At 72.3% G+C, this 24,784-nt stretch carries 21 protein-coding genes and 1 pseudogene; 9 read left to right on the top strand and 13 right to left on the bottom strand.

Annotated features, from left to right (window positions below; translation table 11 throughout):
• Positions 1–9: 9 nt before the first annotated feature.
• The 3 genes from N7L95_RS16710 (at position 10) to N7L95_RS16700 (ending at position 4,683) form a co-directional block, all read left to right on the top strand.
• Entirely contained in the window at positions 10–1,713 is a 1,704-nt protein-coding gene (locus N7L95_RS16710; RefSeq protein ID WP_301256392.1) for an SWIM zinc finger family protein, read from the top strand.
• Positions 1,714–2,002: 289 nt separating this feature from the next.
• Entirely contained in the window at positions 2,003–3,910 is a 1,908-nt protein-coding gene (locus N7L95_RS16705; protein ID WP_301256391.1) for a reverse transcriptase family protein, read from the top strand.
• Between the two features lie 131 nt (positions 3,911–4,041).
• Positions 4,042–4,683: a DsbA family oxidoreductase gene (locus tag N7L95_RS16700; RefSeq protein WP_301256390.1), complete on the top strand. Its 642-nt coding sequence runs from the start codon at positions 4,042–4,044 to the stop codon at positions 4,681–4,683.
• 9 nt (positions 4,684–4,692) lie between these two features.
• Here N7L95_RS16700 and N7L95_RS16695 read toward each other — a convergent pair whose 3' ends face one another.
• The 3 genes from N7L95_RS16695 to N7L95_RS16685 all read right to left on the bottom strand — a co-directional run bounded on the left by N7L95_RS16695 (position 4,693) and on the right by N7L95_RS16685 (position 9,445).
• The gene (locus N7L95_RS16695; protein WP_301256389.1) at positions 4,693–4,971 is read right to left on the bottom strand and encodes a hypothetical protein; all 279 of its coding nucleotides are present in this window, start codon (positions 4,969–4,971) and stop codon (positions 4,693–4,695) included.
• A 210-nt stretch (positions 4,972–5,181) separates the two neighbouring features.
• A complete protein-coding gene (locus N7L95_RS16690) occupies positions 5,182–6,165 on the bottom strand; it encodes a Bug family tripartite tricarboxylate transporter substrate binding protein (RefSeq protein WP_301256388.1) in 984 nt (327 codons plus the stop codon).
• Between the two features lie 220 nt (positions 6,166–6,385).
• Positions 6,386–9,445, bottom strand: coding sequence for a DEAD/DEAH box helicase (locus N7L95_RS16685; protein WP_301256387.1), 3,060 nt, complete (start codon positions 9,443–9,445; stop codon positions 6,386–6,388).
• Positions 9,446–9,722: 277 nt separating this feature from the next.
• Between N7L95_RS16685 and N7L95_RS16680 the strand changes: the two genes are divergently transcribed.
• Both N7L95_RS16680 and N7L95_RS16675 read left to right on the top strand, forming a co-directional pair.
• On the top strand, positions 9,723–10,190 hold the full coding sequence (locus N7L95_RS16680; RefSeq protein WP_301256386.1) for a hypothetical protein: 468 nt from the start codon (positions 9,723–9,725) through the stop codon (positions 10,188–10,190).
• Between the two features lie 827 nt (positions 10,191–11,017).
• A pseudogene (locus N7L95_RS16675) lies at positions 11,018–12,220 on the top strand (CaiB/BaiF CoA transferase family protein); the annotation flags it as partial.
• Positions 12,221–12,247: 27 nt separating this feature from the next.
• Here the strand turns inward: N7L95_RS16675 and N7L95_RS16670 are convergent.
• The 3 genes from N7L95_RS16670 to N7L95_RS16660 all read right to left on the bottom strand — a co-directional run bounded on the left by N7L95_RS16670 (position 12,248) and on the right by N7L95_RS16660 (position 14,618).
• Positions 12,248–13,705 (bottom strand): aminotransferase-like domain-containing protein, encoded by a 1,458-nt coding sequence (locus N7L95_RS16670; protein ID WP_301256384.1) that lies wholly within the window; start codon positions 13,703–13,705, stop codon positions 12,248–12,250.
• A gap of 55 nt (positions 13,706–13,760) precedes the next feature.
• Positions 13,761–13,967 carry a DUF3563 family protein gene (locus tag N7L95_RS16665; RefSeq protein ID WP_301256383.1) on the bottom strand — a complete coding sequence of 69 codons (207 nt, stop codon included), beginning with the start codon at positions 13,965–13,967 and terminating at the stop codon, positions 13,761–13,763.
• 129 nt (positions 13,968–14,096) lie between these two features.
• Positions 14,097–14,618, bottom strand: coding sequence for a GNAT family N-acetyltransferase (locus N7L95_RS16660; RefSeq protein ID WP_301256381.1), 522 nt, complete (start codon positions 14,616–14,618; stop codon positions 14,097–14,099).
• A gap of 780 nt (positions 14,619–15,398) precedes the next feature.
• On the opposite strand from N7L95_RS16660, the gene N7L95_RS16655 reads away from it, so the two are divergent.
• On the top strand, positions 15,399–16,088 hold the full coding sequence (locus N7L95_RS16655) for an HAD hydrolase-like protein (protein ID WP_301256380.1): 690 nt from the start codon (positions 15,399–15,401) through the stop codon (positions 16,086–16,088).
• Here the strand turns inward: N7L95_RS16655 and N7L95_RS16650 are convergent.
• Positions 16,037–17,251, bottom strand: a complete 1,215-nt coding sequence (locus tag N7L95_RS16650; RefSeq protein WP_301256379.1) for an ATP-binding protein — start codon at positions 17,249–17,251, stop codon at positions 16,037–16,039. The genes N7L95_RS16655 and N7L95_RS16650 overlap by 52 nt on opposite strands.
• Positions 17,252–17,725: 474 nt before the next feature.
• Positions 17,726–18,826 carry a protein kinase family protein gene (locus N7L95_RS16645; RefSeq protein WP_301256378.1) on the bottom strand — a complete coding sequence of 367 codons (1,101 nt, stop codon included), beginning with the start codon at positions 18,824–18,826 and terminating at the stop codon, positions 17,726–17,728.
• A gap of 106 nt (positions 18,827–18,932) precedes the next feature.
• Here N7L95_RS16645 and N7L95_RS16640 point away from each other — a divergent pair, with 106 nt between their 5' ends.
• Positions 18,933–20,489, top strand: coding sequence for a LuxR family transcriptional regulator (locus tag N7L95_RS16640; protein WP_301256377.1), 1,557 nt, complete (start codon positions 18,933–18,935; stop codon positions 20,487–20,489).
• 48 nt (positions 20,490–20,537) lie between these two features.
• Here N7L95_RS16640 and N7L95_RS16635 read toward each other — a convergent pair whose 3' ends face one another.
• The 3 genes from N7L95_RS16635 to N7L95_RS16625 all read right to left on the bottom strand — a co-directional run bounded on the left by N7L95_RS16635 (position 20,538) and on the right by N7L95_RS16625 (position 22,086).
• Positions 20,538–20,792 carry a helix-turn-helix domain-containing protein gene (locus tag N7L95_RS16635; protein WP_301256376.1) on the bottom strand — a complete coding sequence of 85 codons (255 nt, stop codon included), beginning with the start codon at positions 20,790–20,792 and terminating at the stop codon, positions 20,538–20,540.
• A gap of 422 nt (positions 20,793–21,214) precedes the next feature.
• The gene (locus N7L95_RS16630; RefSeq protein WP_301256375.1) at positions 21,215–21,559 is read right to left on the bottom strand and encodes a hypothetical protein; all 345 of its coding nucleotides are present in this window, start codon (positions 21,557–21,559) and stop codon (positions 21,215–21,217) included.
• 209 nt (positions 21,560–21,768) lie between these two features.
• Positions 21,769–22,086 carry a hypothetical protein gene (locus N7L95_RS16625; RefSeq protein ID WP_301256374.1) on the bottom strand — a complete coding sequence of 106 codons (318 nt, stop codon included), beginning with the start codon at positions 22,084–22,086 and terminating at the stop codon, positions 21,769–21,771.
• A 138-nt stretch (positions 22,087–22,224) separates the two neighbouring features.
• Between N7L95_RS16625 and N7L95_RS16620 the strand changes: the two genes are divergently transcribed.
• A complete protein-coding gene (locus tag N7L95_RS16620; protein WP_301256373.1) occupies positions 22,225–22,791 on the top strand; it encodes a DNA-3-methyladenine glycosylase in 567 nt (188 codons plus the stop codon).
• Between the two features lie 39 nt (positions 22,792–22,830).
• Here the strand turns inward: N7L95_RS16620 and N7L95_RS16615 are convergent, their stop codons facing one another.
• Together N7L95_RS16615 and N7L95_RS16610 are read right to left on the bottom strand one after the other, a co-directional pair.
• Positions 22,831–23,076, bottom strand: coding sequence for a hypothetical protein (locus tag N7L95_RS16615; RefSeq protein ID WP_301256372.1), 246 nt, complete (start codon positions 23,074–23,076; stop codon positions 22,831–22,833).
• A 111-nt stretch (positions 23,077–23,187) separates the two neighbouring features.
• The gene (locus tag N7L95_RS16610; protein WP_301256371.1) at positions 23,188–23,667 is read right to left on the bottom strand and encodes a cupin domain-containing protein; all 480 of its coding nucleotides are present in this window, start codon (positions 23,665–23,667) and stop codon (positions 23,188–23,190) included.
• A 105-nt stretch (positions 23,668–23,772) separates the two neighbouring features.
• On the opposite strand from N7L95_RS16610, the gene N7L95_RS16605 reads away from it, so the two are divergent.
• On the top strand, positions 23,773–24,777 hold the full coding sequence (locus N7L95_RS16605) for a GlxA family transcriptional regulator (RefSeq protein ID WP_301256370.1): 1,005 nt from the start codon (positions 23,773–23,775) through the stop codon (positions 24,775–24,777).
• Positions 24,778–24,784 lie beyond the last annotated feature (7 nt).

Here is a 24,784-nt window from a genome sequence, read left to right as displayed (position 1 = left end):
CCGCCCGACATGGAATTCCGCTACAAGTACTTCGGCAGCACCTCGGTGGACGGCAGCGACACGGCCCAGTCCTTCAGCTTCGCGCCCGACACGCTGCGCCCGCCCACCTGGTTCGAAGGCACGCTGCGGCGCGACTCCAGCGCCCACCTGTGCTTTCGCGAGGCGCTGTCGGCGCTGCATGCGGTGGTGGTGAGCGACCAGCGCTATCGCGGCCGCGACCTGCGCGCCTACCGGGAATGGCTGGCCGGCAATGAAAGCGGCCTGCTCGCCCAATTCATGCAGCAGGCCGACACACTGGCCGCACACCTGCGCGAGGTCAGCGAGGAGCTGAAGCAGCTGCGCAGCCGCAAGCAGACGCTGCTGCGGCCGTTCTACCAGGCACGGCAGCGCTACTTCGACTGGCTGTACCAGGCCAACCGCGACGCCTGGTACGTGCTCGACCCAGTCATCACCGTGCACCCCGACCGCCTGCTGTTCGAGGCCTTCAGCCAGGACGAGTCGAGCTATTGCGCCGTCAGCGTCAAGCACGACGTCTTCGAGCGCACTGGCGAGATGGCCTGCGGCACCACCAACATCGACTACTCCGCCAGCCTGTTCGAGGAGTTCCAGAAGATCCGCAGCTACAAGGCCACCCGCTTCACGGTGGAGCCGGCAGGCTTCACGGTGGCCAGCGGCGACGACCCGGCCTTCCACGAGGAGAAGATCGACCTGCCCGACAGCTGGGTGCGCGGCTTCCTGCAGGTGTCCAGCGCGATGACGCTACCGGCCACCGTGCTGGAGCTGCATCCGATGGACCTGCATAACATCTGCGCCACGCTGCGCCAGCACAAGGAGCGTGCCGGCCCGCGCTCGCTGCGCTTCGAACTGCGGCCCGGCGCACCGGCCACCCTGGTGTTCGAGCCCTGGGGGCTGGCGCTGCAGGCGCGCCGCAGCAGCGTCGTCGGCCCGCCGCTGGCCGGGCCGAGCACCGTGCGGCTGTGGGGCCGGCGCCGGCTGCTGGTGCTGGAGCGGCTGATCGCACTGGCCACCCGGGTGCGGGTGCACCTGCTGGGCAGCGGCATGCCGAGCTTCTGGGTCATCGAGATGGACGACATCACCGTCACGCTCGGTTTGTCGGGCTGGACCGCCAACGACTGGTCGGCCGCCGGCCGCTTCGACCTGCTGCAGCCGCGCCACACGGTGGCCGATGCCACCAAGCACCGCATCGGCAGCGCGCTGCAGGCCGCCTGGCAGGCCACGCCGGCCGAGCTGGCACGCGACAGCGGGCTGCACGAGGCGGACGTGCAGGCCGCGCTGGCGCTGTGGGTGCAGGCGGGCCGCGCGGTCTACGACCTGCCGGCGCGCCGCTATGCCTGGCGCGAACTGTCGCGCGAGCCGCTGCCGCTGGAGCAGCTGCGCTTCAGCAGCCCGGAGGAAAGCGCCGCGCTGGAGCTGGTGCATGCCGGCGGCGTGCGGCTGGGCGAGATCCAGGCGGTGGGCAGCGGGCTGCAGATCACCGGCACCGTGAAGGACCACGGCCGGCCACTGGCACCGCTGCTGCAGCTCGACGCCGACCTGCGGCTGCGCGACGGCCGCTGCACCTGCAATTTCCACCAACAGAACCGCCTGCGGCGCGGCCCCTGCGCCCACATGCTCGCGCTGCGCCAGGTGGCGCAGCCCCGGCTCAACGACATGCAGGCACTGCAGAGCGCCTCCACGAAGGAGGCGATGTGAACTTTATGGTTAAACTGAGAGGGAGTGCAGCGCGTTGGCTCTTGCAACCCGGGCGGTGTTTCGCCGCCCCTGCCAACCGCCGTTCCATGCGCCACGGGTGCCGTCTTCACTGTGCCGCGCTGTCCCCTGGTGTGCACTGCCGGTATGGCTTGCCTCAAGCGCAAGTGCACACCAGGGGACGCGCGGCGTCGAGTGGACAGCCCCCGTCCTGCAAGCCCGTTGGGCTCTTCGACGAGAAACGCGCTGCACTCCCTTCTCACGCCGCTTCGGCCTCGCAAGGAGGCCGGCCATGAGCGAGCGGCAACCCACCCGAGCCGAACTGCTCGAACGCATCGAGGCCTCCAGCAAGGACGCGGTCGTGCTGGCCGAGATGCAGCGCCTGGGCTTCTGGCCGGCCGACAGCGGGCCGCCCGGCATCGAGGCGACACTGATCGAGCGCGAGGCCGAGCTGGCGCAGGCGCTGAACCAGCTGCAGGCGGAGCTGCACGAAAAGGGCGACCCGCAACGCGCACTCAAGGCCATGCGCCAGGAGCGCATGGCGCGCGCGCGCGAGCGCCGCGAGGCCACCGCCCAGGCGCGTGAGCGGCGCCGCCATGAACGGGCGCTGCGCTGGCACCAGGCGCGCCAGCAGCAGGCCGGCTACCTGGGCGCAGGGGTGTCGGGCGGCCTGCAGCCACAGGGCCTGGACGATGCGGCCCGCGAGAAGCTGCGCCGCCACGGGCTGCCCGAGCTGCAGACACCGCAGGCGCTGGCCGAGGCGATGGGCATCAGCCTGGCGGAGCTGAAGTTCCTGAGCTTCCACCGCGAGGTGGCCCGCACCACCCACTACCGGCGCTTCGCCTTGCCGAAGAAGACCGGCGGCGAGCGCATCATCTCGGCGCCCATGCCGCGGCTCAAGCGCGCCCAGTACTGGGTGCTGGACCAGCTGCTGGCCAAGGTGCCCTGCCACGAGGCGGCGCACGGCTTCCTTGCGGGCCGCAACATCGTCTCCAACGCCGCGCCGCATTGCGGCCAGACGGTGGTGATCAACCTGGACCTGAAGGACTTCTTCCCGAGCATCGGCTACCCGCGCATCAAGGGCGTCTTTGCCGGCCTGGGCTATGGCGAGGACGTGGCCAGCGTGCTGGCCCTGCTGTGCAGCGAGAACGCCTGTGACGAGCTGCAGGTGGACGGCGAGCGCTTCTACGTCGGCGGCAAGGGCCGCGACCGCGTGCTGCCACAGGGCGCGCCGACCAGCCCCATGCTGACCAACATCCTGTGCCGCAAGCTCGACCGGCGCCTGGCCGGGCTGGCCCGCAAGCTTGGCTTTGCCTACACCCGCTATGCGGACGACCTGACCTTCTCGGCCTCGGGCGAGGCTGCGCAGTCGGTCGGCCGGCTGCTGCGACAGGTGCACCACGTGCTCGAGGACGAAGGCTTCGTGCCACATCCCGACAAGCAGCGGGTGATGCGCGCCGGCAGCCGCCAGGAGGTGACGGGCGTGGTCGTGAACCAGCAGCCCGCCGCCTCGCGCGAGCAGCGGCGGGCCCTGCGGGCGGCGCTGCACCGCGCCCACACCGGCGGGCTGGACAGCGCCCGCTGGCAAGGCGAGCCGGCCACCCGCGAGCGCCTGCTGGGTTATGCGCAGTTCGTGCAGATGGTGAACCCGCGCCAGGGGGCGACGCTGCTGGCCCAGGCCCGGGCGCTGCCCACGGCCGCGCGCCCGGCCGCCAGGGCCCCGGAAATGTTCCGGCAGCATGCCGCCCGCGGCGAGGCGCCACCGCGCGCCAGTGGAGCCGCCTGGTGGCAGCCGGCGCCGCGGCCCGAACCGGTGCTGCAGCTGACGGCCGGCCAGATCAAGGCCCGGCGGGACGAGCGCCTGGCCCGCCAGCGTGCCGAGCGCGAAGGCCGGCCCGTCGAGGCGCCGGCCACCCCGGTCGCCGGCCGCGGCGCGATCGACCTGCGCAAGCCGGCCGACAGCGCAGTCGCCACGCCGCCAGCGGCCCCGCAGGACAAGCTGCCGCCCATCTCCTGGTGGCGCTACCTGCTGCAGGTGGGCCTGCTGGTGAAGCTGGCGGTGACGCTGAAAAGCCCGCTGCTGTTCATGCTCGGCGCCGTCTGGCTGGGCGTGTCGCTGGTGCAGCGCCGGCTCGGCTGGCCGCGCTACCTGCTGGGGCTCGCGCTGAGCGCGGCAGTGGCGTATGCGGTGGGGATGTAGGGCTGGCGAGTGGCCATGGCCATGGTCGTGGCCGCGCCCCGCCTGCAAGCCGGACGATCGCCGCGCCGGTGCCTTGCAAGCCCGGCAGGCGCCCTCACCTGTCGGGCTTGACCCATCCTCTGCGGCCTCCCATGAAGATCGATTTCGTTTCCGACATCTCCTGCCCCTGGTGCGCCATCGGCCTGCACTCGCTGGAGCAGGCCCTCGAGCGCCTGCCCGGCCCGGTGGAGGTCGACTGGCACTTCCAGCCCTTCGAGCTGAACCCGCAGATGGGACCCGAGGGCCAGGAGATCACCGAGCACCTGGCGCAGAAGTACGGCGCCAGTGCCGAGCAGAGCGAACGCACCCGAGAGCAGATCCGCGCGCGCGGCGAAGCGGTGGGCTTCACCTTCCGGATGGACAAGCGTGACCGCATCTACAACACCTTCGATGCGCATCGCCTGCTGCACTGGGCCGGCCTGGAAGGCCGCCAGCGTGAACTGAAGCACGCCCTGTTCGCTGCCTACTTCACCGAAGGCGAGAACCCGGGCGACGTCGAAGTGCTGGTGCGCGCGGCCGGGCTTGCCGGCCTGGACATCGCACGCGCCCGCGAGGTGCTGGACAGCGGCGCCTATGCCAGGGAAGTGCGGGAAGCCGAAAGCCAGTGGCTCGAGAACGGCATCAGCTCGGTGCCGGCGGTGATCATCAACGACCGCCACCTGATCCAGGGCGGCCAGCCGCCCGAGGTGTTCGAGCGCGCGCTGCGGCAGATCCTGTCGGAGCCTGCCGCCTGAGCCCCGGGCTCAGTGCTTGGTCGGGCGCTTGAAGGACTTGGGCGTGTAGACGTTGCCGTTCCAGCTGCCGCGACGGGCCCGCTCGATGGCTTCCTCGGCCACCCGGGCCGCGTCCGGCTGCGGCCGCGCACGCCGCTGGCGCAGCGAGTGCGCCCAGCTGCGAAGGCGCTGTTGCAGCGGGCGCAGCGCCGCATCCATGCGCTGGCGCCGCCGCTCGCCCATCAGCATGCGAAGCAGGAGGACCAGGCAGACGGCCAGGACAGTGCCGGCAAGCAGCTTCTCGAACATGGGTGGTACGCAGCGGTTGGATGGAAGCGCGCCGAAGCGGCCAGCGCGCATGCAGGCCCCATCCTAGCCGCCTTCGGCAGGCCAGGGGAAGGCACAAGCCGACACCTGGCGCCGCCGCGCTGCGGCGAAAGCCGCCATGCCGTGAAGAAGGCCACGGCAGCGGCCCGGCACGGCGGCCGCCGGCGCACCGCCAGCCGCCCCTGCGCCGGCTCACTCCGGCGCAATGCCGGCCTGCTTCACCGCCTTGGCCCACTTGACCGTTTCCTTCGCCGCGAACAGCCCGAGCTCCTCCGGCGTGCCGACCGTGACCTCGAAGCCGCCGGGCGCCAGCTTCTGCTGCGCGGCGGGGCTGCGCAGGCCGGCCGCGGCGGCCTGGTTGATCTTTTGCACGAGCGCCGGCGGCGTGCCGGCCGGGGCATAGAGCGCGAACCAGGCCGTCATCTCGAAGCCCGGCACCACGCTGGACAACGGCGGGATGCCGGGCAGCATCGGGTGCGGCGCCGCCGAAGTGACCGCCAGTGCCCGCAGCTTGCCGCCCTTGACCTGCGGCACCGCGGTGGACAGGTCGCCGAACACCAGCTGGATGCTGCCCCCCACCGCGTCCATGATGGCCGGCGGCACGCCCTTGTAGGGCACGTGCAGCATGTCGAGCCGGTTGGCGGTCACGAAGGCATGGCCCGGGATCAGGCTGCCGCTCGAGCCCGACCCCCAGGCCAGCTTGCCCGGGTTCTGGCGCACATGCGCCACCAGCGCAGCCGCGGTCTGCGCCGGCACCTGCGGGTTGGCCAACATCACGAAGGGAATCTGCGCGAGCCGGGTCACCGGCGTGAAGTCCTTGATCGGGTCGTAGGACAGGCGCCGGTAGAGCGAGGCATTGGCCGCGTGGGTGGTGCTGGTCGCCACCAGCAGGGTGTGTCCGTCAGGCGCCGCCTTGGCGGCCATGGCGGTGCCGATCATGCCGTTGGCACCCGCCTTGTTCTCGACGATCACCGGCTGGCCCAGGCTGCGCGTCATCTGCTCGGCCAGCACGCGGGCCAGCACATCGGTGGCGCTGCCGGGCGGGAACGGCACCACCAGCGTGACCGGCCGCTGCGGCCAGCTCTGCGCCTGCACGGCGGGCAGCAGCCCCAGCGAGGCCAGCAGGACAGCCGCACTGCGCAGCAGGCGGCGACGGGAGGACAAGGGGGACAGCATCGGGTTCTCCATCAAGGTGCACCGCCGGCGGCGCCGCGGGCGGTGGGCCTCAATATAGAGGAGCTGCCGGCTGGCTGCAGTGCAGTGCGGAGTGGCGTGGCCTGGCTGGCACGCCGCGATGAGACGAGCCACCCGGGAGGCCGGGCCCCAGCCCGGCCGGCCATGGCCGCATGGCAGCCGGCCCGGTGGCGCGCCGCCGCATGCCGGCGCCACCGCCGGTTCACTGCGGCGACCGCAGCGGCGCCAGCAGGGCCTGCAGTTCTTCGGCGCTGAACTTGGTGGCGCCCTCGCTGTCCTGCCCCAGCACGCCCTCGGCCAGTGCGGCCTTGCGGGCCTGCCATTCGAGCATGCGCTCCTCGATGCTGCCTTCCACCACCAGCTTGTAGACGAACACCGGTTGGTCCTGCCCGAGGCGGTGCGCCCGATCGGTGGCCTGCTGCTCGACGGCAGGGTTCCACCAGGGGTCGAAGTGGATCACCGTGTCGGCCGCCGTGAGGTTGAGCCCGACGCCACCGGCCTTCAGGCTCACCAGCATTACCGGCCGCTCGCGCGCCTGGAAGCGCCGCACCCGCTCGCCCCGCTCGGCCGCCGGCGTCTCGCCGGTGAGCACCAGGCAGGGCAGCCGCAGGCGATCCAGCTCGGCCTCGATCAGCGACAGCATCTCGGTGAACTGTGAAAACACCAGCACGCGGCGGCCTTCGGCGACCAGCTCCTGCAGCATCTCCAGCAGCCGCTCCAGCTTGGCCCGCTCCATGCCGGGCGGCAGGGCCGCGCCCTTCACCAGCTGCGGATCGCAGCAGACCTGGCGCAACTTCAGCAGGGCGTCGAGGATGCTGATCTGCGCCCCCGCGAAGCCCTGGCGCGCCAGGGCCCGACGCACCAGTTCGTCCGCCGCCACCCGCACGCTCTCGTACAGGTCGCGCTGGCGACCCTGCAGCTGGATCCGCTCGATCACTTCGGTCTTGGGGGGCAGCTCGCTGGCCACGTCCTGCTTGCGCCGGCGCAGGATGAAGGGCCGCACGCGCTGCGCCAGCAAGCGCGCACGCAGGGTCTCGCCATTCACTTCGATGGGCTTGCGCCACTGGCGGGCGAAGCTGCGTGCATCGCCCAGGAAGCCAGGCATCAGGAAGTCGAAGTGCGCCCACAGCTCGCCAAGGTGGTTTTCCAGCGGCGTGCCGGTGAGGCACAGCCGATGGCGCGCCTGCAGCTGGCGCAAGGCCCGTGCGCTGCGGCTGGCCGGGTTCTTCACCGATTGCGCCTCGTCGAGGATCAACAGGTGAAACGGCTGCGCCTGCAGCACCTCGAGGTCGCGCCACAGCAGCGGGTAGGTGGTGAGCACCAGGTCGTGGCGGGCGATGGCCTCGAAACCGAGCGCCCGCTGCGGCCCCTGCAGGGCCAGCACGCGCAGGCCGGGCGCCACGCGGGCCGCCTCGGCCTGCCAGTTGAACAGCAGCGAGGTCGGCAGCACCACCAGGGCTGGCCGGTCGAGCCGGCCGGCCTCGCGCTCCAGCAGCACATGGGCCAGGGCCTGTGCGGTCTTGCCCAGCCCCATGTCGTCGGCCAGGATGCCGGCCAGCCCCTGCTCGCGCAGGTATTGCAGCCAGGCCAGGCCTTCGCGCTGGTAGGGCCGCAGCGACAGGCCCAGCCCGGCCGGCGGCGCCACCGGCCGCGGGCTGCCGCTGTGCTGCAGGCGACGCGCCAGCGCCAGCAGCCCGGCCTCGCCCTGCAGCTGCCAGCCTCCTGCAGCGGCCCCGGCCGGCGCGTCCAGCAGGCCCTGCTGCAGCGCTTCCAGGCGATGCATGTCCCAGGGCGACAGCCGCAAGGGTCCATCGCGACGCTGCGGGTCGGTCAGCAGGTCCACCATGGCGCCGACGATGGCCTTGAGCGGCGCAGCCGGCGCCTCGATGCGTCGCCCCCCCGGCGCACGCAGCAGCACCACGGCCTGGTCGTCGATGGCGGCGATGCGGGATGCGTCCAGCCAGCGCGTGTCGCGCGCCAGCAGGTCGGCCAGCAGCGGCGCCAGGTCCATCCGCTGGCCGTCCACCTCGATGCCCAAAGTCACCAGCCAGGAGCCGGTGCGCCCCGGCAGGCGCAGGGCCTGCACGGTGCGACGAGGCGCCGCGGCGGGCCCGTCGATCTCCTTGCCCAGCACCTCGCCGCTGTCGGCATCGACCACCAGCCGCCAAGCCGTCACCGGCACGCTCTCATGCGCGAAGCCGGGGCAGACCACCACTGACCAGCCCGCGGCCCGCAAGGCCGGCACCTGCTCGGCCCAGAAATCGCCGAATCGTTCTTCCTGCGTCAGCGTCCACAGCGGCCCGCAGCCCTCGCCCGCCTCGCGGCTGCGCCATTGCAGCAGCTGCGCGGGCAGCGGCAGCAGGCCGGTGGCCCAGAGGCGATCCATCGCATCGGCCTCGGCGGCCCGGTCGCGCTGCAGCCACACCGGCCGGCCCTGCGGCCCGGGAACCCGCTCGACCGCTGGCGGCCGGCTGTTCAGCACCGACACCGGTGCCGCGGTCTCCCAGCGCAAGCCCGCATTGCCCCGGTAGGTCCAGTCGACCCGCGCAACGGTGACCGGGTCCCCGCGGGGACCGAAGGGACCGGAGGGCTTCAGGCCGAGCAGGCCGTCGCCCCGGCCGAGGGTCTGCAGCGTGAGGCGGGGCTGGAAACGCGCGGCCTCGGCCTCAGCGGTCCTTGGCCTGCCCGGCAGCGCGGGCGCCGATGCGGCCGGTGCTGGCGGAGTGGGCGCGGGCGCCTGGGGCGCAGGGGACTCGGCCGGCGCATCGGGCGCATCGGGCGCATCGGTCAGTGCCGTGGCCTCGCGCAGCAGGCCCAGCACACGCGCTGCATCGGCCGCATCCAGCTCCGGCAGCCGGCGCAGCTGCTCGCGGTCGGCGTGCAGGCGCAGCGCCTGCGCCCACGCCTGTACGGCGGCGCCGCGCTGCTCGGCATCGGCCCCTTCCTGCAGCCGCAACAGCACCGCCGCCGCATGCCGGCAGAAGCGCCCGACGCGGCAGCTGCAGCGGGCGCTGTAGTGCGGGCGGCCCTGCGCATCGCGGCCCGCGTGCACCGCCACTTCGTAAGGCCGATGGTCCAGGCCGTGCACCCGCGCGGTAGCGCCATGGGCATCCACCTGCAGCTCATGCACCGCACCACCTCCCAGTGCCCGGCCCCCCTGCAGCTCCACCGCGTCGAACAGCCGGCGCAGCATGCCGGCCGTGGGCGGCCACAGGCGCGGCTCGCTGTCGGCAGGCGCAGGAGGGTCTAGGAACTGAGACATCAGACGCGATTCTGCCGGCTGCGCCAGGCCAGCCGGCCTGCTTGCACAGATCGCTGCGCGTGCATCGTATTCACTAGGGATTTGTAGGGATAGCGTCCCATGCGGCCCTCGACGATGTTCAATGACGGAAGCCGCAGATCGCACAAGCGGCTTCTCAAGACAACAAAGACGATCTAGGTGCTGCAGCGTGTCTGCGTCAGGAGGGTGGGGGCCCTGGTCCGCTCCATCGTCACGGCATGCGGCAGTGCGTCCCACCTTCTTCACAAGGAGAACGCTCATGTCCGCCGAGAACCCACCATCACCGCCTGCCGCACCCCGAGCCACCCCCGTGCGCCGCCTTGTCCTTGGCTGGGATGGCCAGGCATGGCGGGTGGTGCGCGAGCAACGGCTCGAGCAGGTGCCGCTGCCGGACCCCCATGCCGAGCCCGAGCGCGGACCACATCCCTGTTTCTGGGTCGAAGCCCGGGACAACCGGGGCCGGGTGTACCACCGCATCGTGATGGACGACCCGTTGCCCGACAGCGGCTCCCCGCCGCCGCACGACCGGTTGCTGGAACTGCTGCTGCCCGATCTTCCCGAGGTGAGTGAACTGCACCTGGTGTCCTGGCCCGGCGGCACCGGGCAGGACGAGGCCGCCGCGGTGCGGCGGGTGCTGAGGCTGTCGCGCCTGCCGGGCAGTGGTGGCGGTGGCGGCGGCAGCGGGGGCACCGGCCAGTCCAGCCATTCAAGCGGCGAACCGCACTGAGCGGGGGGCGCTCGGCAGGCCGCCTTCGATGCGGCGCGGGTGAACGCCTGGCGGCAGTGGCCGCACAGCAGCCGCGGCAGTTCAGCGTCGACAGTTCCGTCTCGGCATTGCAGCAGTCGGCATTGCAGCGTGGGCACCGCGGCCGGAGCACGGAGGCACCATCGCCGGGTATCAGCGCTGGGTAAGAGTGCCGGGTAAGAGTGCCGGGTAAGAGCGCCGGGTGAGCACTGGGTATCAGCACTGGGTATCAGCACTGGGTATCAGCCACGAAGCCGGCGCACCGAAGGACGCACATCGCAAGGCCTCGACGTGGCCGCAACGCTTGGGTCGACCGGAGGAGGCGTGCACGACGAACCGGCCCGGCGCCTGCGTGCCGCATCGAAGCCGGCGGCGCCCCTTGCCGGGCGAGCCGGCCACCGCCCGTGCGAGGCGGCCGCGGCACGCTGCGTCGACACCGGGCGGCCTGCCTTGCCGCCGCCGGTCCTCTGCCGGCTCCTGCACATGGCAGGGCGGACACGTCCGCGAGCCCGCTGCCGGCAGCGGCGCGCGCGCCGAACCATGGCCTGCCGGCGCTCCATTAAGATGGCCCCGCCCCACCCGGGCGCGCCCGCACAGGCCGGCGCTGTTGGCCGCTGTCCACACGCAGCCGGCCAGCGCTGGCCTTGCCGCCACACCTGCCTGCCTCGGGCGGCCTTCGCCCGCATGCCGCATCGCCCTCGTCCAGGAGTCCCGCCCTTGCCAGCCACTGCCGTCGAACCGGTCGCCACACTGACCCGCCCCCACGCACTCGCCCCCCGCTTCGCGACCCATGCCCAGGAGCCGCAACGATGAGCACCGAGCGGTCCACCCTGCCCCTGGCCGGGTTGCGGGTGGTGGAGTTCACGCACATGGTGATGGGCCCGACCTGCGGCCTGCTGCTGGCCGACCTCGGCGCCGACGTCATCAAGGTCGAGCCCCTGCACGGTGACGGCACGCGCCGCCTGCTGGGTGCCGGGGCCGGGTTCTTCTCGCTGTTCAACCGCAACAAGAAAAGCCTGGCCGTGGACGCCCGTGACGCACGGGGCCGCGAGATCGTGCTCAAGCTGGTGGCCGGCGCCGATGTCTTCAGCGAGAACTTCAAGGCCGGCACGATGGCTTCGCTGGGCCTGGACCCGGCCTGGCTGTCTGCCCTCAACCCGCGGCTGGTCTATGTTTCGATGAAGGGTTTCCTGCCCGGCCCCTATGAGCACCGCACGGCGCTCGACGAGGTGGTGCAGATGATGGGCGGCCTGGCCTACATGACCGGGCCCGAGGGCCGGCCACTGCGCGCCGGCGCGAGCGTCAACGACATCATGGGCGGCCTGTTCGGCGCGCTCGGCGTGATGGCGGCCCTCGCGCAGCGCGAGAAGACCGGGCGCGGCCAGGAAGTGCAGAGTGCGCTGTTCGAGAACAACGTCTTCCTGGTCGCCCAGCACATGATGCAGTTCGCCGTCACCGGGCAACCCGCGGCGCCCATGCCGAACCGGGTGTCGGCCTGGGGCATCTACGACGTCTTCCAGGTGCAGGACGGCGAGCAGATCTTCCTGGCGGTGGTGTCCGACACGCAATGGGCGCTCTTCTGCGAGGCGTTTGAACTGCAGGCCCTCAAGGCCGACCCCCGGCTTGCCAGCAACAACCTGCGTGTGCAGGCGCGCGACTGGCTGCTGCCGCAGCTGCGCGACACCCTGGCCAGCCGCAGTGCAGCGGAGATCGCCGCGATCTTCGAGCGCCAGGGCCTGCCTTATGCGCCCATCACCCGGCCCGACGCGCTGTTCGACGACCCCCACCTGCGCGCCACCGGCGGCCTGGCACCCGTGCGCCTGCCGGCCGATGCCAGCAGCGCCGGCCAGGCCATCGACACGCACACCGCCTTGCTGCCGATCGCACTCGACGGCCAGCGCCTGCCCCTGCGCTCGCCGCCGCCGTCCACCGGCGAGCACACCACCGCCCTGCTGCGCGAACTCGGCTACCGAGATGGCGAGATCGCGGCGCTGCGCGAGGCCGGTGTCATCGGCCCCGGCTGAGGCGGGCCGCGGCCCTCAGGACGACGAGGCGCTGCCGGCGGCGGCCAGCCGCCCCAGGGCCGCGCTGGCCGCCTGCACCGCCTGGAGGCGCTGCGACAGGTACTCGGCCAGCCGCACATGCTGGCTGTAGACCACGTTGAAGCGCAGGTGGCCGTCGGCCGGTGCGGGCTCGGCGCGGAAGGTGGTGCCACCGGCCAGCAGGATGCCGTTGCGGTAGGCATCGCGCGTCAGCAGCCCCAGGTCCACGCCGTCGGGCACCCGGCCCCACAGCCACAGGCCGCCTTCGGCCGGATGATCCAGCACGATGCCGGCCTGCCGCAGCTGGCGCGCCGCCACCACGCGGGCGAGACCCAGCTTCTGCTGCAGCCGCTCGATGTGCTTGCGCAGGCGCCCGGTGCTCAGCACCTGCAGCAGCACCTGCTCGTTGAGCGCCGGTGTGGTGAGGATGGAGTACATCTTCTCGCGCAGCAGTGGCTTGAGCAGCTCCGGCTCGGCCGCCAGCCAGCCCATGCGCAAGGCCGGGCTCAGCACCTTGCAGAAGCTGGAGTAGTACACCACCCTCGCCAGGCCCGACAGTTGCGCCAGCCGGGTCGGCTGCCCGGGATGCAGCTGGCCGTGCGCATCGTCTTCGGCAATCAGCACGTCGTGCCGCTCGGCCAGCATCAGCACCCGGTGCAGGTTGGCGGCGCTGCAGCTCCAGCCGGTGGGGTTGTGCAGCACGCTCTGCACGAACATCAGGCGCGGCCGGTGCTCGATGCAGGCCGCCTCCAGCTGCTGCAGGTCCAGCCCCTCGGGGCCGCGCGCCACCGGCACGATGCGCACCCGGGCCTGCCTGAGCCGGCCGAAGAGCAGGTGGTAGCCCGGGTCTTCCACCACCACCGCGTCGCCCGGCTGCAACAGCGCCCGGCAGATCAGGTCGATGGCCTGGGTGCCGCCCTGGGTGGTCAGCACCCGGCTGGCATCGACCGCCACTCCGTTGGACCGCATCAACATCGCCAGCCGCTCGCGCAAGGCCGGCAGGCCTTGTGGCGGGCAGCGCGCCGCCATGCCGCCCACGCACTGCGCGAGCGCCCGGTGCACCAGCGAGGCCGGCACCGCGTCCTCCAGCCAGGCCGGCGGCAAGGCGCCGCTGCTGGCCAGCAGCACGCCGGCCGGCTGGTCGTGCGACTGCTGGGCCAGCCAGACCGCGTCCTGCTCTTCGCCAGCCTCCAGCAGGCCGTCGTGCACCCAGGCCGGGCCGGTTTCGCAAACGAAGTAGCCGGCGGTGCCGCGTGACTCGATCACCCCATCGGCCATCAGGCGGTCGTAGGCACTCACCACGGTGTTGGGGCTGACGGCCAGTTGGGCCGCCAGCTGGCGGATGGACGTCAGGCGCACTCCCGGCGCCAGGCGGCCGGCCTCGATGAGGGCACGCAGGCCGGCTTCGATCTGCTCGGCCAGCGGCACGGCGGAGCGACGGTCGAGCATCAGCATGGGCGCCTCGGCGGGGTGGGACAGCGAGGAAGCGATTGTGGCAAAGACCGCGGCCTCACCTCGGCAGTTGCTCCAGCGCAATGGGGGCGCTGCGGTCCAGCCAGCGCAAGCGGCGCTCCAGGTCGACCAGGTCGGTGGCGTTGCGCAAGAAGCGCTCCTCCGGCGTCATGCTGCGCTGGCGCAGCAGCTGGTACAGGTGCCCGGCAAGGCGGGCGGCGCGGCCGGGCGCGGGGGCGGGGGCGGTCAGCGTGGTGGCGGTCATGGCGGGCTCCTCTCATGGCAGGTGTCGCCACGATAGGCAGGCCCGGCCCGGGCGCGAAGGCACAGCCGCCCGGTACAGCCGCCCGACTGTGTCAGTGCCGGGACAGGTACAGCGGCCGCGCCGCCGGCTTCAGCCCTCCACCGGCTGCAGCGGCGTGTCCAGCACCCGCTGGTAGAAGGCCAGGTCGAGCCAGCGGCCGAACTTGTAGCCGGCCTGGTGCACGGTGCCGGCATGCTCGAAGCCCAGTTGCCGGTGCAGCGCGATGCTCGCCTCGTTGCTCGCGTCGATGCCGCCAACCATCACGTGCACCTCCTGCCGGCGGGCCCGTTCGATGAGCTGCTGCAGCAGCTCGCGGCCCAGGCCCTTGCCACGATGGTCGCGATGGATGTAGATCGAATGCTCCACCGTGTACTTGTAGGCCGGCCAGGCCCGGAAGGTGCCGAAACTGGCGAAGCCCATCAGCGCGCCGGACTCGTCCTCCATGCCGATCACCGGCCAGCGGCCCTGCCGCTTGGCCTCGAACCAGGCCGTCATCATCTCGGGCGTGCGGGCCCGGTAGTCGTACAGCGCGGTCGAATTCGCGATGGCGTCGTTGAAGATGTCCAGGATGGCGCCGGCATGGCGCTCGGGGGTGCAATCGACCAACTGCATGGGGCTCTGCGCGGAAAGCGTTCAGGAAACGGGACGGAGCCGCACTATACGCGCCAGGTGAGCATCGGTCGCGCCAGGCCAGGCCCTGCGCGGTGTGCAGGCCGGTCGCGGCTCGCCGCGACCGCGGTCGAAGCCACTGGATGGACGCGGGTCCGCGGCGGCATGGTGCAGGCAGGGTGGCCGGACCACGCGCATCCTGCCCCTGCCCCTGCCCCTGCCCTTGCCCCTGCCCCTGCCCCTGCCCCTGCCCCTGCCCCTGCCCCTGCCCTTGCCCTTGCCCTTGCCCTTGCCCTTGCCCTTGCCCTTGCCCTTGCCCTTGCCCTTGCCCTTGCCCCTGCCCCGGCACCGGCACCGGGTGCTGCAGCCACCCTCCCGCAGGCGGCAACGCGCTGCCCCGGGGCGCTGTCCACCGCTGCCGGGCACCCGCTCCGGTCGCGCCCCTGTACCACGTGCGGGAGCCTGCCTTCGCCCTCCGCCCTCCGCCCTCCGCCCTGCGTCTCCAGGCCGCAGGCCTGCCCGGGCATGCTGCTGACCTCCATCGAGCCCGCGCAGCGGAGGGCTGTCATAGCCGCCTGCCGCTTGGCCAGCCCCACCACGCCCACCAGCGCGCGGCCATGGCGCCCTGGCATGCCGAGCCAGGCAGGCAGCGCCCGGTGCCCGGGCGGCATGCCGCCACCGCGGGCGACCGGCGCCGACCACTCGGGCGTTCCGGCAGGGACAATGCCGCTCTTTTCCTTCTTGCCGCCCGGCGCAGCAGCAGCGGCGGTCCCCGAGCGATTCATGCCATACCGACTGGTCGCTTTTGATTTCGACGGCACCCTGGCCGACTCCTTTGCCTTTTTCCTCGGCGCCCTGGGCGAGGTCGCGCGCGAGCACCGCTTTCGCGCCCCGGCCCCCGAGGAAGTGCCGCTGCTGCGGCAATGCAGCACCCGCGAAGTGATGCGGCGGCTGCAGGTGCCGGCCTGGAAGCTGCCGGCGGTGGCGCGCAGCTTCATGGGGCGCATGCAGCACTCCAGCCAGCGGGTGCCCTTGTTTCCCGGCAGCGCCGAGTTGCTGCGCACGCTGGCGGCGCACCAGGTGCCGCTGGCCCTGGTCACATCCAACGCCCGGGTCAATGTGGAGGCGGTGCTCGGGCCGCAGCTGATGGCCTTGTTCGCACACGTCGATTGCGGTGCCTCCATCCTCGGCAAGGCGCCCCGGCTGCGCCGCCTGGCACGCCGCGCCGCTGTGCCAGGCGGCCAGGTGCTGTACATCGGCGACCAGGGCGCCGACGCCGAAGCGGCCCACCACGCCGGCATGGCCTTCGGCGCCGTGACCTGGGGCTACGCCACCCCGGAGGCGCTGGCTCAAGCGGGGCCCCGGCACCTGTTCGGCGAGATGCGGCATATCGCCGAGGTGGTGCTTGGCCTGCCGCCCGCTCAGCCGGCCGCGCCGGACTCCGACAGCAAGGCCGCGACGCAGCTCGCCTGAGCCTCGATCGGCGGCCATTCACCCGACCGCGAGCATTCCTGGTACCACACCAGCAGGCCGGGATCCTCCACCGCGTACTCGCCCCGCGGCGAGCGCCAGACCAGCGGCGGCGCATGGTCGCGCAGGCGCTCCAGCGCGGCGATCACCTCCAGCGACGACACCGACATGCCCGGACAACGCTGCTGGCAGAAGGCCTGGGTGTCGGCATCGTCCGGCCGAAAGCGCCGGCCCTCCTCCAGCAGGCGGCCGAGCACCGCCTGCTCCAGCGGGCGCAGCCCCAGGTAGTCGTCGCGGCGCCGCGCGGTCTCGGCAGCCTGCTCGCGCCCGGCCGCCGCCCGCACCTGGTGCTCGAAGCGCCCTTCGGCGTCGTTCAATGGGTTGAGTGCCTCGGCAATGGCCGCGCCGAAGCACCCCGGCCGTTGGCGGAAGGCGCGAAACGCCTCGGCCAGCAAGACCCCGTTCACCGGCCGCAACTCCGGCCGGCGTGCCTCGATGAGGCCCACCACATGATCCACATAGGGCACGCCCAGCTTGGGCAGGCTGTGGATGGTGGCGCCCTGGAACGGCGCGCCGGCGGTGTCCATCAGCCGCAGCAGCTTGTCGCGATGGGAGCCGGCGAGCACCAGTTGCAGCCGCACCGTGCCACGGCGGTTGAGCTCGCCGCTGGCTTGCTTCAACGACGCCATGGCGGCTTCGCCGGGCGGGCTGTCGAGCGCATGGTGGGCATCGTCGATCACCAGGGCGACCGGGCGGGCGCACAGGTCCTGCAGCGCACAGATGGCATCGGTCAGCGTGGTGCCGCCGGCGGTACCGGGCTGGGGGTCGGCGGCGTCCGGCCAGAAGGCCCGGCCCAGGGCGGCCAGCCGGGCCTTGGACACCGAGCCGGCCAGGGCTCGCAGCTGCCAGCCGAGGGCACGGGCAATGGCGTCCACGATGAGCTGCCCGCCGTCGCGGCGACGGTCGGCGCTCAGCTCCACATGCACCACCACCGCGCCGGCCCGCGCCAGCTGCGGCTCGAGGTCGCGGCGCAGGAAGGTGGAGAGGCCGGTGCCACGCGGCGCTGCGAGGAACAGGCCATGCTGCAGGCCACCGACAACGGCATCGCCTCGCAACTGGCGGGCCAGCTCGCTGGCGAGTTCGGGACGAGCGAAATGCATGCGCATGCACCCTTCTACAAGTGGTGCACTTTATGAAGGCTGCAATCCCCCCGTCAAACGGTGAAGGTGACAGGGGCGGCAGGCAAGAGCAGCTCGGACTGCAAGCGGCCGCCGCCGCCGCTGCGGTTGCGGTTGCGGTTGCGCAGACGCAGGCTGCCGCCGCAGCGCCAGCTCAGGTCGCGCGCGATGCGCAAGCCGAGGCCGGTGCCGCCACTGTTTGCAGTGCGAGAAGCCGCGAAGGCCGCCAGCCGGCGCAGCGCGCCGTGGCACCGGGCGGTGCTGGACCACAGCCGTTTTCAAGGTCGTGGGCCAGTCCCTGGCCGCAGGGACGATCGTCAGCGTGCAATGCGGGTCCTTCCTGCAGATGAAGAAGGGAAGAAGGCGGCTCGTCGCCGCCGGCCCCGCATTGCACGCCCGCCGCTGGCCCAGCATGTTGCCGCTGCGTGTCAGCGCCGACACACGGCCCCCGTTCGCCAGGGCTCAGGCGGTCGCCTCGACCTGGTAGCGCTCGGCCAGCGCCCGGCGGTGCAGTCCACGCTCCAGCAGCTGCGCCCGGGTCGCGCCAGCATCCTCGCCGAACAGCGCCTGCACCCGCTGCAAGGTGGCGTGGTGCTCGCGCACCGTGCGCAGCAGCCAGTCACAGCGCTCCAGCGTGCGCGGCGTGCAGGTGCGGCCGCTGAGGTCGTCCTCCAGGTCCAGCAGGTGCGAGCGCCAGCCTTCTTGCAGATAGAGCCCGTCCAGGCTGCCCTTCAGGCCCGCCTGCCAGTGCGCCACGATGCCACCCAGCCAGTCCAGCACCACGCTGCTGGCGCCGCGGGCCGCCAGCCCGGTGCGCAGGCGGCAGTAGGTGTCGATGGCGATCTCCTTCACGCGGGCGAAGCGCGCCAGCGCCGCGTCCTGGCCCTGCTCGCGCTCGACGCCCAGCAGCCAGCCGAACAGGTTGCGCGTCTCGATGCGCTCGGCCAGGTGGAACATCGGCCGGTCGTCGCCGCGGCCGGCCGAGTTGAACTGGTGCAGGGGATCGAAGCGGTACATGTAGCCGAAATCAAACAACCACAGCTGGCGACCATCGTCGAGCAGATTGCCGGGGCTCCAGTCCCATTCGAAGAACCCGTGCAGCAGCAGCTGCCGGCCGGTCTCGAAGGCCTGCTGCAGCTGCCGCTCGGTCCAGTCAGCGGGCGGGGCCCCGTCGATCCAGCGCGAGACCAACAGCCCTTGCCGCAGCGAGCCGTACAGCGGCTGCGAGATGCCGCCGAGCGTCGTGCCGGCTTCCCGCAGCCGGCGCAGCTCCAGGTGGCGCTGCAGTTCATTGACGAAGGAGGTCTCGCCGTCCCGGTTCTGCACCAGGCAGGCCGGCCGGGCCTGCTTCACGGCATAGGCGCCCGCAGGCCCCTCGACCCGGAAGACGCGCGCCGTCAGGCCGGACTCCACCACCGCGGCGGCCTCCGGCGCGCCGGGGGCGAGCCCGGCCAGCCGTTGCGGCGGCAGGGGGCAGTCGGCCGGATCGCCGAAGACCAAGTCGCGGCCTTCGGCCAGGAAACGAAGATGGGCCAGTTGTCGTTGCAGATCGAGGGAGGACATGGTGAGGTCGGGCAAGCGGTAGAGTCGCGGCATTGTGTCGGCCGCCTCGCCAGCGCGCATCCACCTTGGCGGTGGAGGCGTGCGGGTGGAGCCCTTCCTACCTGCCATGAGCCTTGTTTCCACCGTCCTCCACCCCCCAGGTGGCCCCGCCGGCCCGACGCACGACGGGCCGGTTGCGGCCTGCGCGCCGCTGGCCGACGGCTTTCGGCTGCTGTATGCGCCCGACCCGGCCGCGCTCGATCAGCGGCTGGACGGCGCCGCCGGCCCCGAGTGGACCTGCCTGCGGCTGGGCCGCTTGATCGAGCTGGAACAGCTGCCCCACGAGGCCATGCGGCGCCTGCCCGAGGCGGCGGGTGCGGCCGCGCCCTTGCAGCACTGGCTGCAGGCGCGCGCGGAGCAGATGTTCGACCATTTCGAAGCCGCCCTTACCCATGCCTCCCAGGTGCTGCAGGCCTGGCCGGGCGACCTGCACCCGCTGGCCGTGGCGGCCGGCTTCACCCGCGGCCTCTGCCTGGCCGAGCTCGGCCGCCCCGACGAGGCCTTGCCGGTGCTGCAGCAGGCGGTGCGGGCCGCCCGGCGCGACCGGCTGCGACTGCTCGAATGGCTGGGCCTGCATGCGCTGGCCCGCACCGCCGGCGACGCTGGCGACGACGCCCTGGCCGACAGCGCCACCGCGCTGGCGCTACAGGATCCGGCACCGGCCCTCGCCGCGTGGCCGGTGGGCCAGGCGCTGCAGCGGCTGCAGCTGCGGCGAACCCTCGGCCGGCTGCAACTGGAGGAGGCTCGCCGCCTGGCCGAGGCGCAGGCGCTGCCAGAGGGCTACTGGGCCTTCCCGGACCTTCTGCTGCGCGCCCAGCTCGACTTGGCCGAGGGACGGCTCGATGCCGGCCAGGCCGGCTGGCGGGCCCTGGAAAACCGGCTGCGCTTCGACTTCCACTGCCGCCGCTGGCGCTCCGACCTGGGCCTGCTGCGGGTGTGGTGCCTGGGCCTGCAGGACGACCGCAGCGCGCTGGCCCGCGAAGCCGGCGCCTTCCAGTTGCCGGCACCGGGCGCCGACCTGGCCGATTGCCATGCCGCCCTGCAGGCCCTGGTGGCTGACTGCTGGCTCGGTGGCGATGCCGTGCTGCGGCAGGCGCCGGCCCTGCTCGCCGAACTGCAAGGCCGTGGCCTGCGCCGGCTGGTGCGCCGCGTGCAGCTGCTGCAGGCGCTGGCCGGAGTGGCGAGCAGCCTGCGGTCCTGGCTCGAGACAGACGGCGAGCCGGACCGGCTGGAGGCGCTGTGGCTGGCGCCCCGGGTGCTGCCCTGCCTGCAGGCCTTCCTGCGCTCCACCGACAGCGCACGACACCCGGAGGCCCGCGAGCGCGCGCTGGCACTGGCTCAGCGCTTGGCCACCCCGGTGCCACCACAGCCCGCGCCGCCAGCCAACCGTCCACCGCCGGCCGGCCTGACGCCGCAGGAGTGGCGGGTGCTGCAGGCCATCGGCGACGGCTGGACCAACGAGCAGATCGCCACCCGCCTGCAGGTGTCACTGGCCACCGTGAAGAGCCATGTCAACCACCTCTACGGCAAGCTGCAGCTGAGCGACCGCGAGGCGGCGCGCGCCAAGGCGCGCCAGCTCGCCGCGCTGGTCGCCGCCCGGCCGCCGGGCGGGGCGCAGCGCTGAAGGAGGAGGGGCGGCCCCGCCCGGTGGCCGTGCCGGCCGGCAACGGGCTCAGGCCGGTGGCGGCGCGCGGGGCGACTCCGCCTCGTCCGGCACGTACTCGAGCAGGTCGCCGACCGGGCAGCCGAAATAGCGGCAGAGCTTGTCGACGATCTCGGTGCCGGTGCTGTAGCCGCGCTGGTTGAGGATCTTGGACAGCGTCATGCGGTTGACGCCGGAGCCGGCCGCCACCTCCTGCACGGTGATGTGGCGGCCTTCCTGGAACTGCTTCTTCTCGATCTGTTCGCCCAGTTTGAAGCGGATCACGGCATGCCCCGGACAGTGTTTGATGATCAGGCGGCGCTGGCGCATTGGCGGGCCGGTCCGGCTCCACACCCGATCGGCTCGGCAAGGTGCGAGTGACGCTGGGCATTATCAAAGAGCCCACCAACCACCGGGCCGGATGGCATGACTTGCAGCAGAGGCTCTCGAGCCGCGGCGTGCCCGGCGTGTCGCCCCCCGACGCCGCAGATTGCCGGCCTGCGTCGCGGGGGTGTCGAGCCGGCAGCGCGGAACGCCAAGCGGGGCCGCATCACCCGCATCGCGCGGACAAGGCGCCAACCGTCCGCATGCGGACATGGCCAGGAACCTGCCGGCAACCGCCGGGTGGCACGGCATGGGCCACGATGCGCCGCAGCGCATGCCGGCATGCCGCGGCGGTTGCCCCCGCCCGCCGGCGGCCCGCCGCCTCAGCTCGGGCGTGGTGCAGCGTCGGCGCGGGCCTGTGGATCGGTGGCGCCGCGGCCGTCGAGGACAGCGCGGGCACGCGCGTCCTGTGCTTCGCTTTCGGCGTCGACGATCAGGCGGTAGATGCCGCGGTGCACCGGATCGGCATAGTTGCTGTCGTAGGCGTCGGCCCCGCCTGCGCTTGGCTCGCCATTGCCCACCACGAAGTTGCCTTCGACGGGGCCGGCCTCGTCCCCGCTCACCGACAGGTGCACGGCGTCCGGCCTGAAGCCGGAGCCCAGCAAGGCCTGGCGCGCGGCCTCGGCGTCGTCGAATCGGTCATAGGTGCGGATCAGTTCGTGTGCCATCTCGGTACTCCATGCACTGCAGCCAGCGCGGCCCACCCAGCACGCCGCCAGCCCGGATCCAGCCGGACCGGCAAACCGTATTCCCATGCGCCGGCTCACGCCTCCCCTGGCGCGAGCCCCCGTGAGGGCACGGGCTGCAGGGCGACCACGGTACCGGCCCGCCGAGCCGGCGCGCGCCCGCTCCACCGGCGACGCGGCGGCAGCGCCACTCAGGCCGGCGTGTCGAAGGCCGGGCTGTCCCAGCCGAGCAGCTCGGCCAGGCGGCGCACGACCCACACCGCTTCGGCGGGTGCCACCCCCGACTCCGGCACGCACAGGCCCAGGTGGATGCGCCGCAGCACCTCGTCCTCGTTGATGCCCACGCTGAACAGCATGGTCTTGCCGTGCTCCACCAGGTGGTGGGCCAGGTCCTCGCAGATCTCGTAGCGAGCGCGCACCACCGCGAGCGGCTCCGTCAGGCGGCGGCGGGCGTCGGTGTAGACCTCGAAGAACGAGGGCGGGATATCGATCTGGTATTCGTCGGACATGCCGGGGTTGTACCGCAACTTGCTGCCACGCCCCGCGCAACGCCGGCCAACGCCGGTCCACGGCTGTCAGCCGCGGCCGCCACGGCGGTGGCCAAGGGCCCTACGGAAGCATCACGCCACCGCCTTTAAGCTCGCGGCATGCTGCAGTTGTCGCCATCCATCGATTTCGATGCCCCCGCACCCGAGGTAGCCCGCGCCCTCATTGGCGCCACCGTGCTGGTGGACGGTGTCGGCGGGCGCATCGTCGAGACCGAGGCCTACGACCGTGAAGACCCGGCGTCGCACACCTTCGCCGGCCTCACGCCGCGCAATGCCTCGATGTTCGGCCCCTCGGGCCATGCGTATGTGTACCGCTCCTACGGCATCCACTGGTGCCTCAACTTCGTGTGCCGGGAGGCGGGCCACGGTGCCGGTGTCCTCATCCGCGCGCTGGAGCCGACGGCCGGCCTGGACCGGATGCGGCAACGGCGCGGCATGCAGGACGTGCGCCTGCTGTGCGCCGGCCCGGGCCGGCTGTGCCAGGCGCTCGGCGTGGATGGCAGCTTCGATGGCCTGCCGCTCGACCGGGCGCCCTTCGAGGTGGTGGCGCCGGAGCAACCGAGCGACGTGGTGGCCGGGCCACGCATCGGCATTTCGAAGGCGATCGACGTGCCGTGGCGGTTTGGCGAGCGCGGCTCGCGCTTCGTGAGCCGGCCGTTCCGCTGAGGCCCGGCCGGCCCCTGCCGGGAGGCCGCCGGGCCGCCGTCAGGCCGGTGCCTGGCGCTGCAGCCGCAGGCCGGTGCTTGGCACCAGCAGGGCGCCGTCCGGCAGCAGGTCGACATGCTCGCCGGTGGCCAGCTTGTATTCCGACAGCCCGCTGGGCTCCCAGCGATCAAGTGCTTCGTTCAGGCTCGGGTCGCGCACCAGGTGCTCGTAGCCCAGCACCTTGTAGCTGCCCCCGTCGCTGCCCATGGCGGTGAAGCTCTCCAGCAAATGCAGCTTCTTGTCCATCCTGACCTCCGATCTCGATGGCATGCGGTCCAGCCCGACCGGCGGGCCACGTCGCAAATTCTGCGACTCGCCGCCGGTGGGGACCGGACCCGGCCCTCATCGCTCCGGGGGCTATGCGGTCGGCGCATCGACCGGCGCATTGGGGCTCCAGGCCGGCTTCTTGTCCAGCAACACCCCGTCGTCGATGGCGCCCGCGCCCACATAGCCACCGGCCGGCACCTGGATGACGATGTAGTCGAGCGGCGCCGCCCCGGTGGCGCGCCAGCTGCGGGCCGCCACCGGGTCCACCCTCACCACCGTGCCGGCGCGCACCCGGAAGTGTTCGTCGTCCACCTGGAACTCCCCCTCGCCGGCGATAAAGATGTAGATCTCCTCGTTGACGCGGTGCCGGTGCATGAAGGGAACCGCTCGGCCGGGCGGCATCCGGTTCATCGAAATCTCGGCACCCGTCAGGCGCATGGCTTCCCGCAGGAAGAGCTTGCCCGACGCGGCCCGGTCCAGAGCCGGGTGGAAGAACCGATGCTCCATCAGCGCCTCGAAGCTGCCGGGATTGGCGACGCTGAACCGCACTGCATGTTGGACGAACGACATAGACGGCCTCCTGCCGGGGTGGTGAGTGATGGTTTGGCGTGATTGCAGCAGCGCGGCCCTGTTTCGGCTATTGTCCCAATCGACAATTTCATTGCTGAACCTGCCATGCCAGACCTGACCATCGCCGTGTTGGACGGCGTGTTGCCGGCCGCCCTCGCCATCACGCTGGACACGCTCGTTGCCGCCAACCGTGGCGCCGACCGCCATGGACAGCGGCCGCTCACGTGGCGGGTGGTGGGCAGCCACCCGAACATCGACCTGGGCCAGGGACTGTCGCTGGCCGCAGAGCCACTGTCGCCGCGCATGCGCTTCGGCCGCTCCGTCCTGGTGGTGCCGGGGCTGCAGCCGGTGCCGGCCGGCCAGCTCACCGGTGGCATGGGGCAGCGCACCGCTGCCTTCCTGGCGGAGCGGCTGGCTGCGCCGGACGCGGCCTGCCTGGCCATGCTGATGCGGGCCCACCATGAACGCGGCGGCACGGTGGCGGCGTCCTGCACCTCGGTGCTGATGCTGGGCGAGGCGGGCCTGCTGGCGGGGCGGGCCGCTACCACCCACTGGGCGCTCGCCGGCCTGCTGCAGTCACGCTATCCCGATTGCCGGCTGGACATCTCGCGCATGGTGGTGGAGGACAGCCGCATCCTCACCGCCGGCGCCGCGATGGCCCAAATGGACCTGATGTTGCTGTTGCTGAGACGCTGCATCGGGCATGCGGTGACCGACAACGTGATGCGCTACCTGCTGCTCGACAGCCGCCCCTCGCAGGCGACCTATGCGATCTGGAGCCAGCTGGCCTCGCAGGACGAGATCGTCGGCCGCATCGAAGCGATTGTCGACGCGAGCCTGCCACAGCTGCCCACGCTGGCAGAGCTGGCCCGCCAGCTGCACGTGTCGGAGCGCACGCTGGCCAGGCGGGTGCAACGCGCCACCGGCCAGACGCCGCTGGCGCTGGTGCAGGCGGTGCGGCTGCGGCGCGCCCGGCACCTGATCGAGACCACCCCGCTGGCGCTCGCCGAAGTGGCGGCGCGGGTCGGCTACACCGATCCTTCCGGGCTGCACCGGCTGACCAGCAAGGTGCTGCAGAGCGCGCCCGGGCGGCTGCGGCCGACGCGCTGAAGCCGCC

The sequence above is a fragment of the Eleftheria terrae genome (assembly GCF_030419005.1).
Lineage (GTDB): Bacteria > Pseudomonadota > Gammaproteobacteria > Burkholderiales > Burkholderiaceae_C > Caldimonas > Caldimonas terrae.
The sequence above is the reverse complement of the archived record's forward strand: the minus strand, read 5'-3'. Positions and strand labels throughout refer to the sequence as shown.

What these genes read in the sequence shown, in the direction of transcription:
- N7L95_RS16710 (WP_301256392.1), top strand. Translation starts at nt 10, where the DNA reads ATGGAATTCCGCTACAAGTACTTCGGCAGCACCTCGGTGGACGGCAGC.
- N7L95_RS16705 (WP_301256391.1), top strand. Translation starts at nt 2,003, where the DNA reads ATGAGCGAGCGGCAACCCACCCGAGCCGAACTGCTCGAACGCATCGAG.
- N7L95_RS16700 (WP_301256390.1), top strand. Translation starts at nt 4,042, where the DNA reads ATGAAGATCGATTTCGTTTCCGACATCTCCTGCCCCTGGTGCGCCATC.
- N7L95_RS16695 (WP_301256389.1), bottom strand. Translation starts at nt 4,971, where the DNA reads ATGTTCGAGAAGCTGCTTGCCGGCACTGTCCTGGCCGTCTGCCTGGTC.
- N7L95_RS16690 (WP_301256388.1), bottom strand. Translation starts at nt 6,165, where the DNA reads ATGCTGTCCCCCTTGTCCTCCCGTCGCCGCCTGCTGCGCAGTGCGGCT.
- N7L95_RS16685 (WP_301256387.1), bottom strand. Translation starts at nt 9,445, where the DNA reads ATGTCTCAGTTCCTAGACCCTCCTGCGCCTGCCGACAGCGAGCCGCGC.
- N7L95_RS16680 (WP_301256386.1), top strand. Translation starts at nt 9,723, where the DNA reads ATGTCCGCCGAGAACCCACCATCACCGCCTGCCGCACCCCGAGCCACC.
- N7L95_RS16670 (WP_301256384.1), bottom strand. Translation starts at nt 13,705, where the DNA reads ATGCTGATGCTCGACCGTCGCTCCGCCGTGCCGCTGGCCGAGCAGATC.
- N7L95_RS16665 (WP_301256383.1), bottom strand. Translation starts at nt 13,967, where the DNA reads ATGACCGCCACCACGCTGACCGCCCCCGCCCCCGCGCCCGGCCGCGCC.
- N7L95_RS16660 (WP_301256381.1), bottom strand. Translation starts at nt 14,618, where the DNA reads ATGCAGTTGGTCGATTGCACCCCCGAGCGCCATGCCGGCGCCATCCTG.
- N7L95_RS16655 (WP_301256380.1), top strand. Translation starts at nt 15,399, where the DNA reads ATGCCATACCGACTGGTCGCTTTTGATTTCGACGGCACCCTGGCCGAC.
- N7L95_RS16650 (WP_301256379.1), bottom strand. Translation starts at nt 17,251, where the DNA reads ATGCGCATGCATTTCGCTCGTCCCGAACTCGCCAGCGAGCTGGCCCGC.
- N7L95_RS16645 (WP_301256378.1), bottom strand. Translation starts at nt 18,826, where the DNA reads ATGTCCTCCCTCGATCTGCAACGACAACTGGCCCATCTTCGTTTCCTG.
- N7L95_RS16640 (WP_301256377.1), top strand. Translation starts at nt 18,933, where the DNA reads ATGAGCCTTGTTTCCACCGTCCTCCACCCCCCAGGTGGCCCCGCCGGC.
- N7L95_RS16630 (WP_301256375.1), bottom strand. Translation starts at nt 21,559, where the DNA reads ATGGCACACGAACTGATCCGCACCTATGACCGATTCGACGACGCCGAG.
- N7L95_RS16625 (WP_301256374.1), bottom strand. Translation starts at nt 22,086, where the DNA reads ATGTCCGACGAATACCAGATCGATATCCCGCCCTCGTTCTTCGAGGTC.
- N7L95_RS16620 (WP_301256373.1), top strand. Translation starts at nt 22,225, where the DNA reads ATGCTGCAGTTGTCGCCATCCATCGATTTCGATGCCCCCGCACCCGAG.
- N7L95_RS16615 (WP_301256372.1), bottom strand. Translation starts at nt 23,076, where the DNA reads ATGGACAAGAAGCTGCATTTGCTGGAGAGCTTCACCGCCATGGGCAGC.
- N7L95_RS16610 (WP_301256371.1), bottom strand. Translation starts at nt 23,667, where the DNA reads ATGTCGTTCGTCCAACATGCAGTGCGGTTCAGCGTCGCCAATCCCGGC.
- N7L95_RS16605 (WP_301256370.1), top strand. Translation starts at nt 23,773, where the DNA reads ATGCCAGACCTGACCATCGCCGTGTTGGACGGCGTGTTGCCGGCCGCC.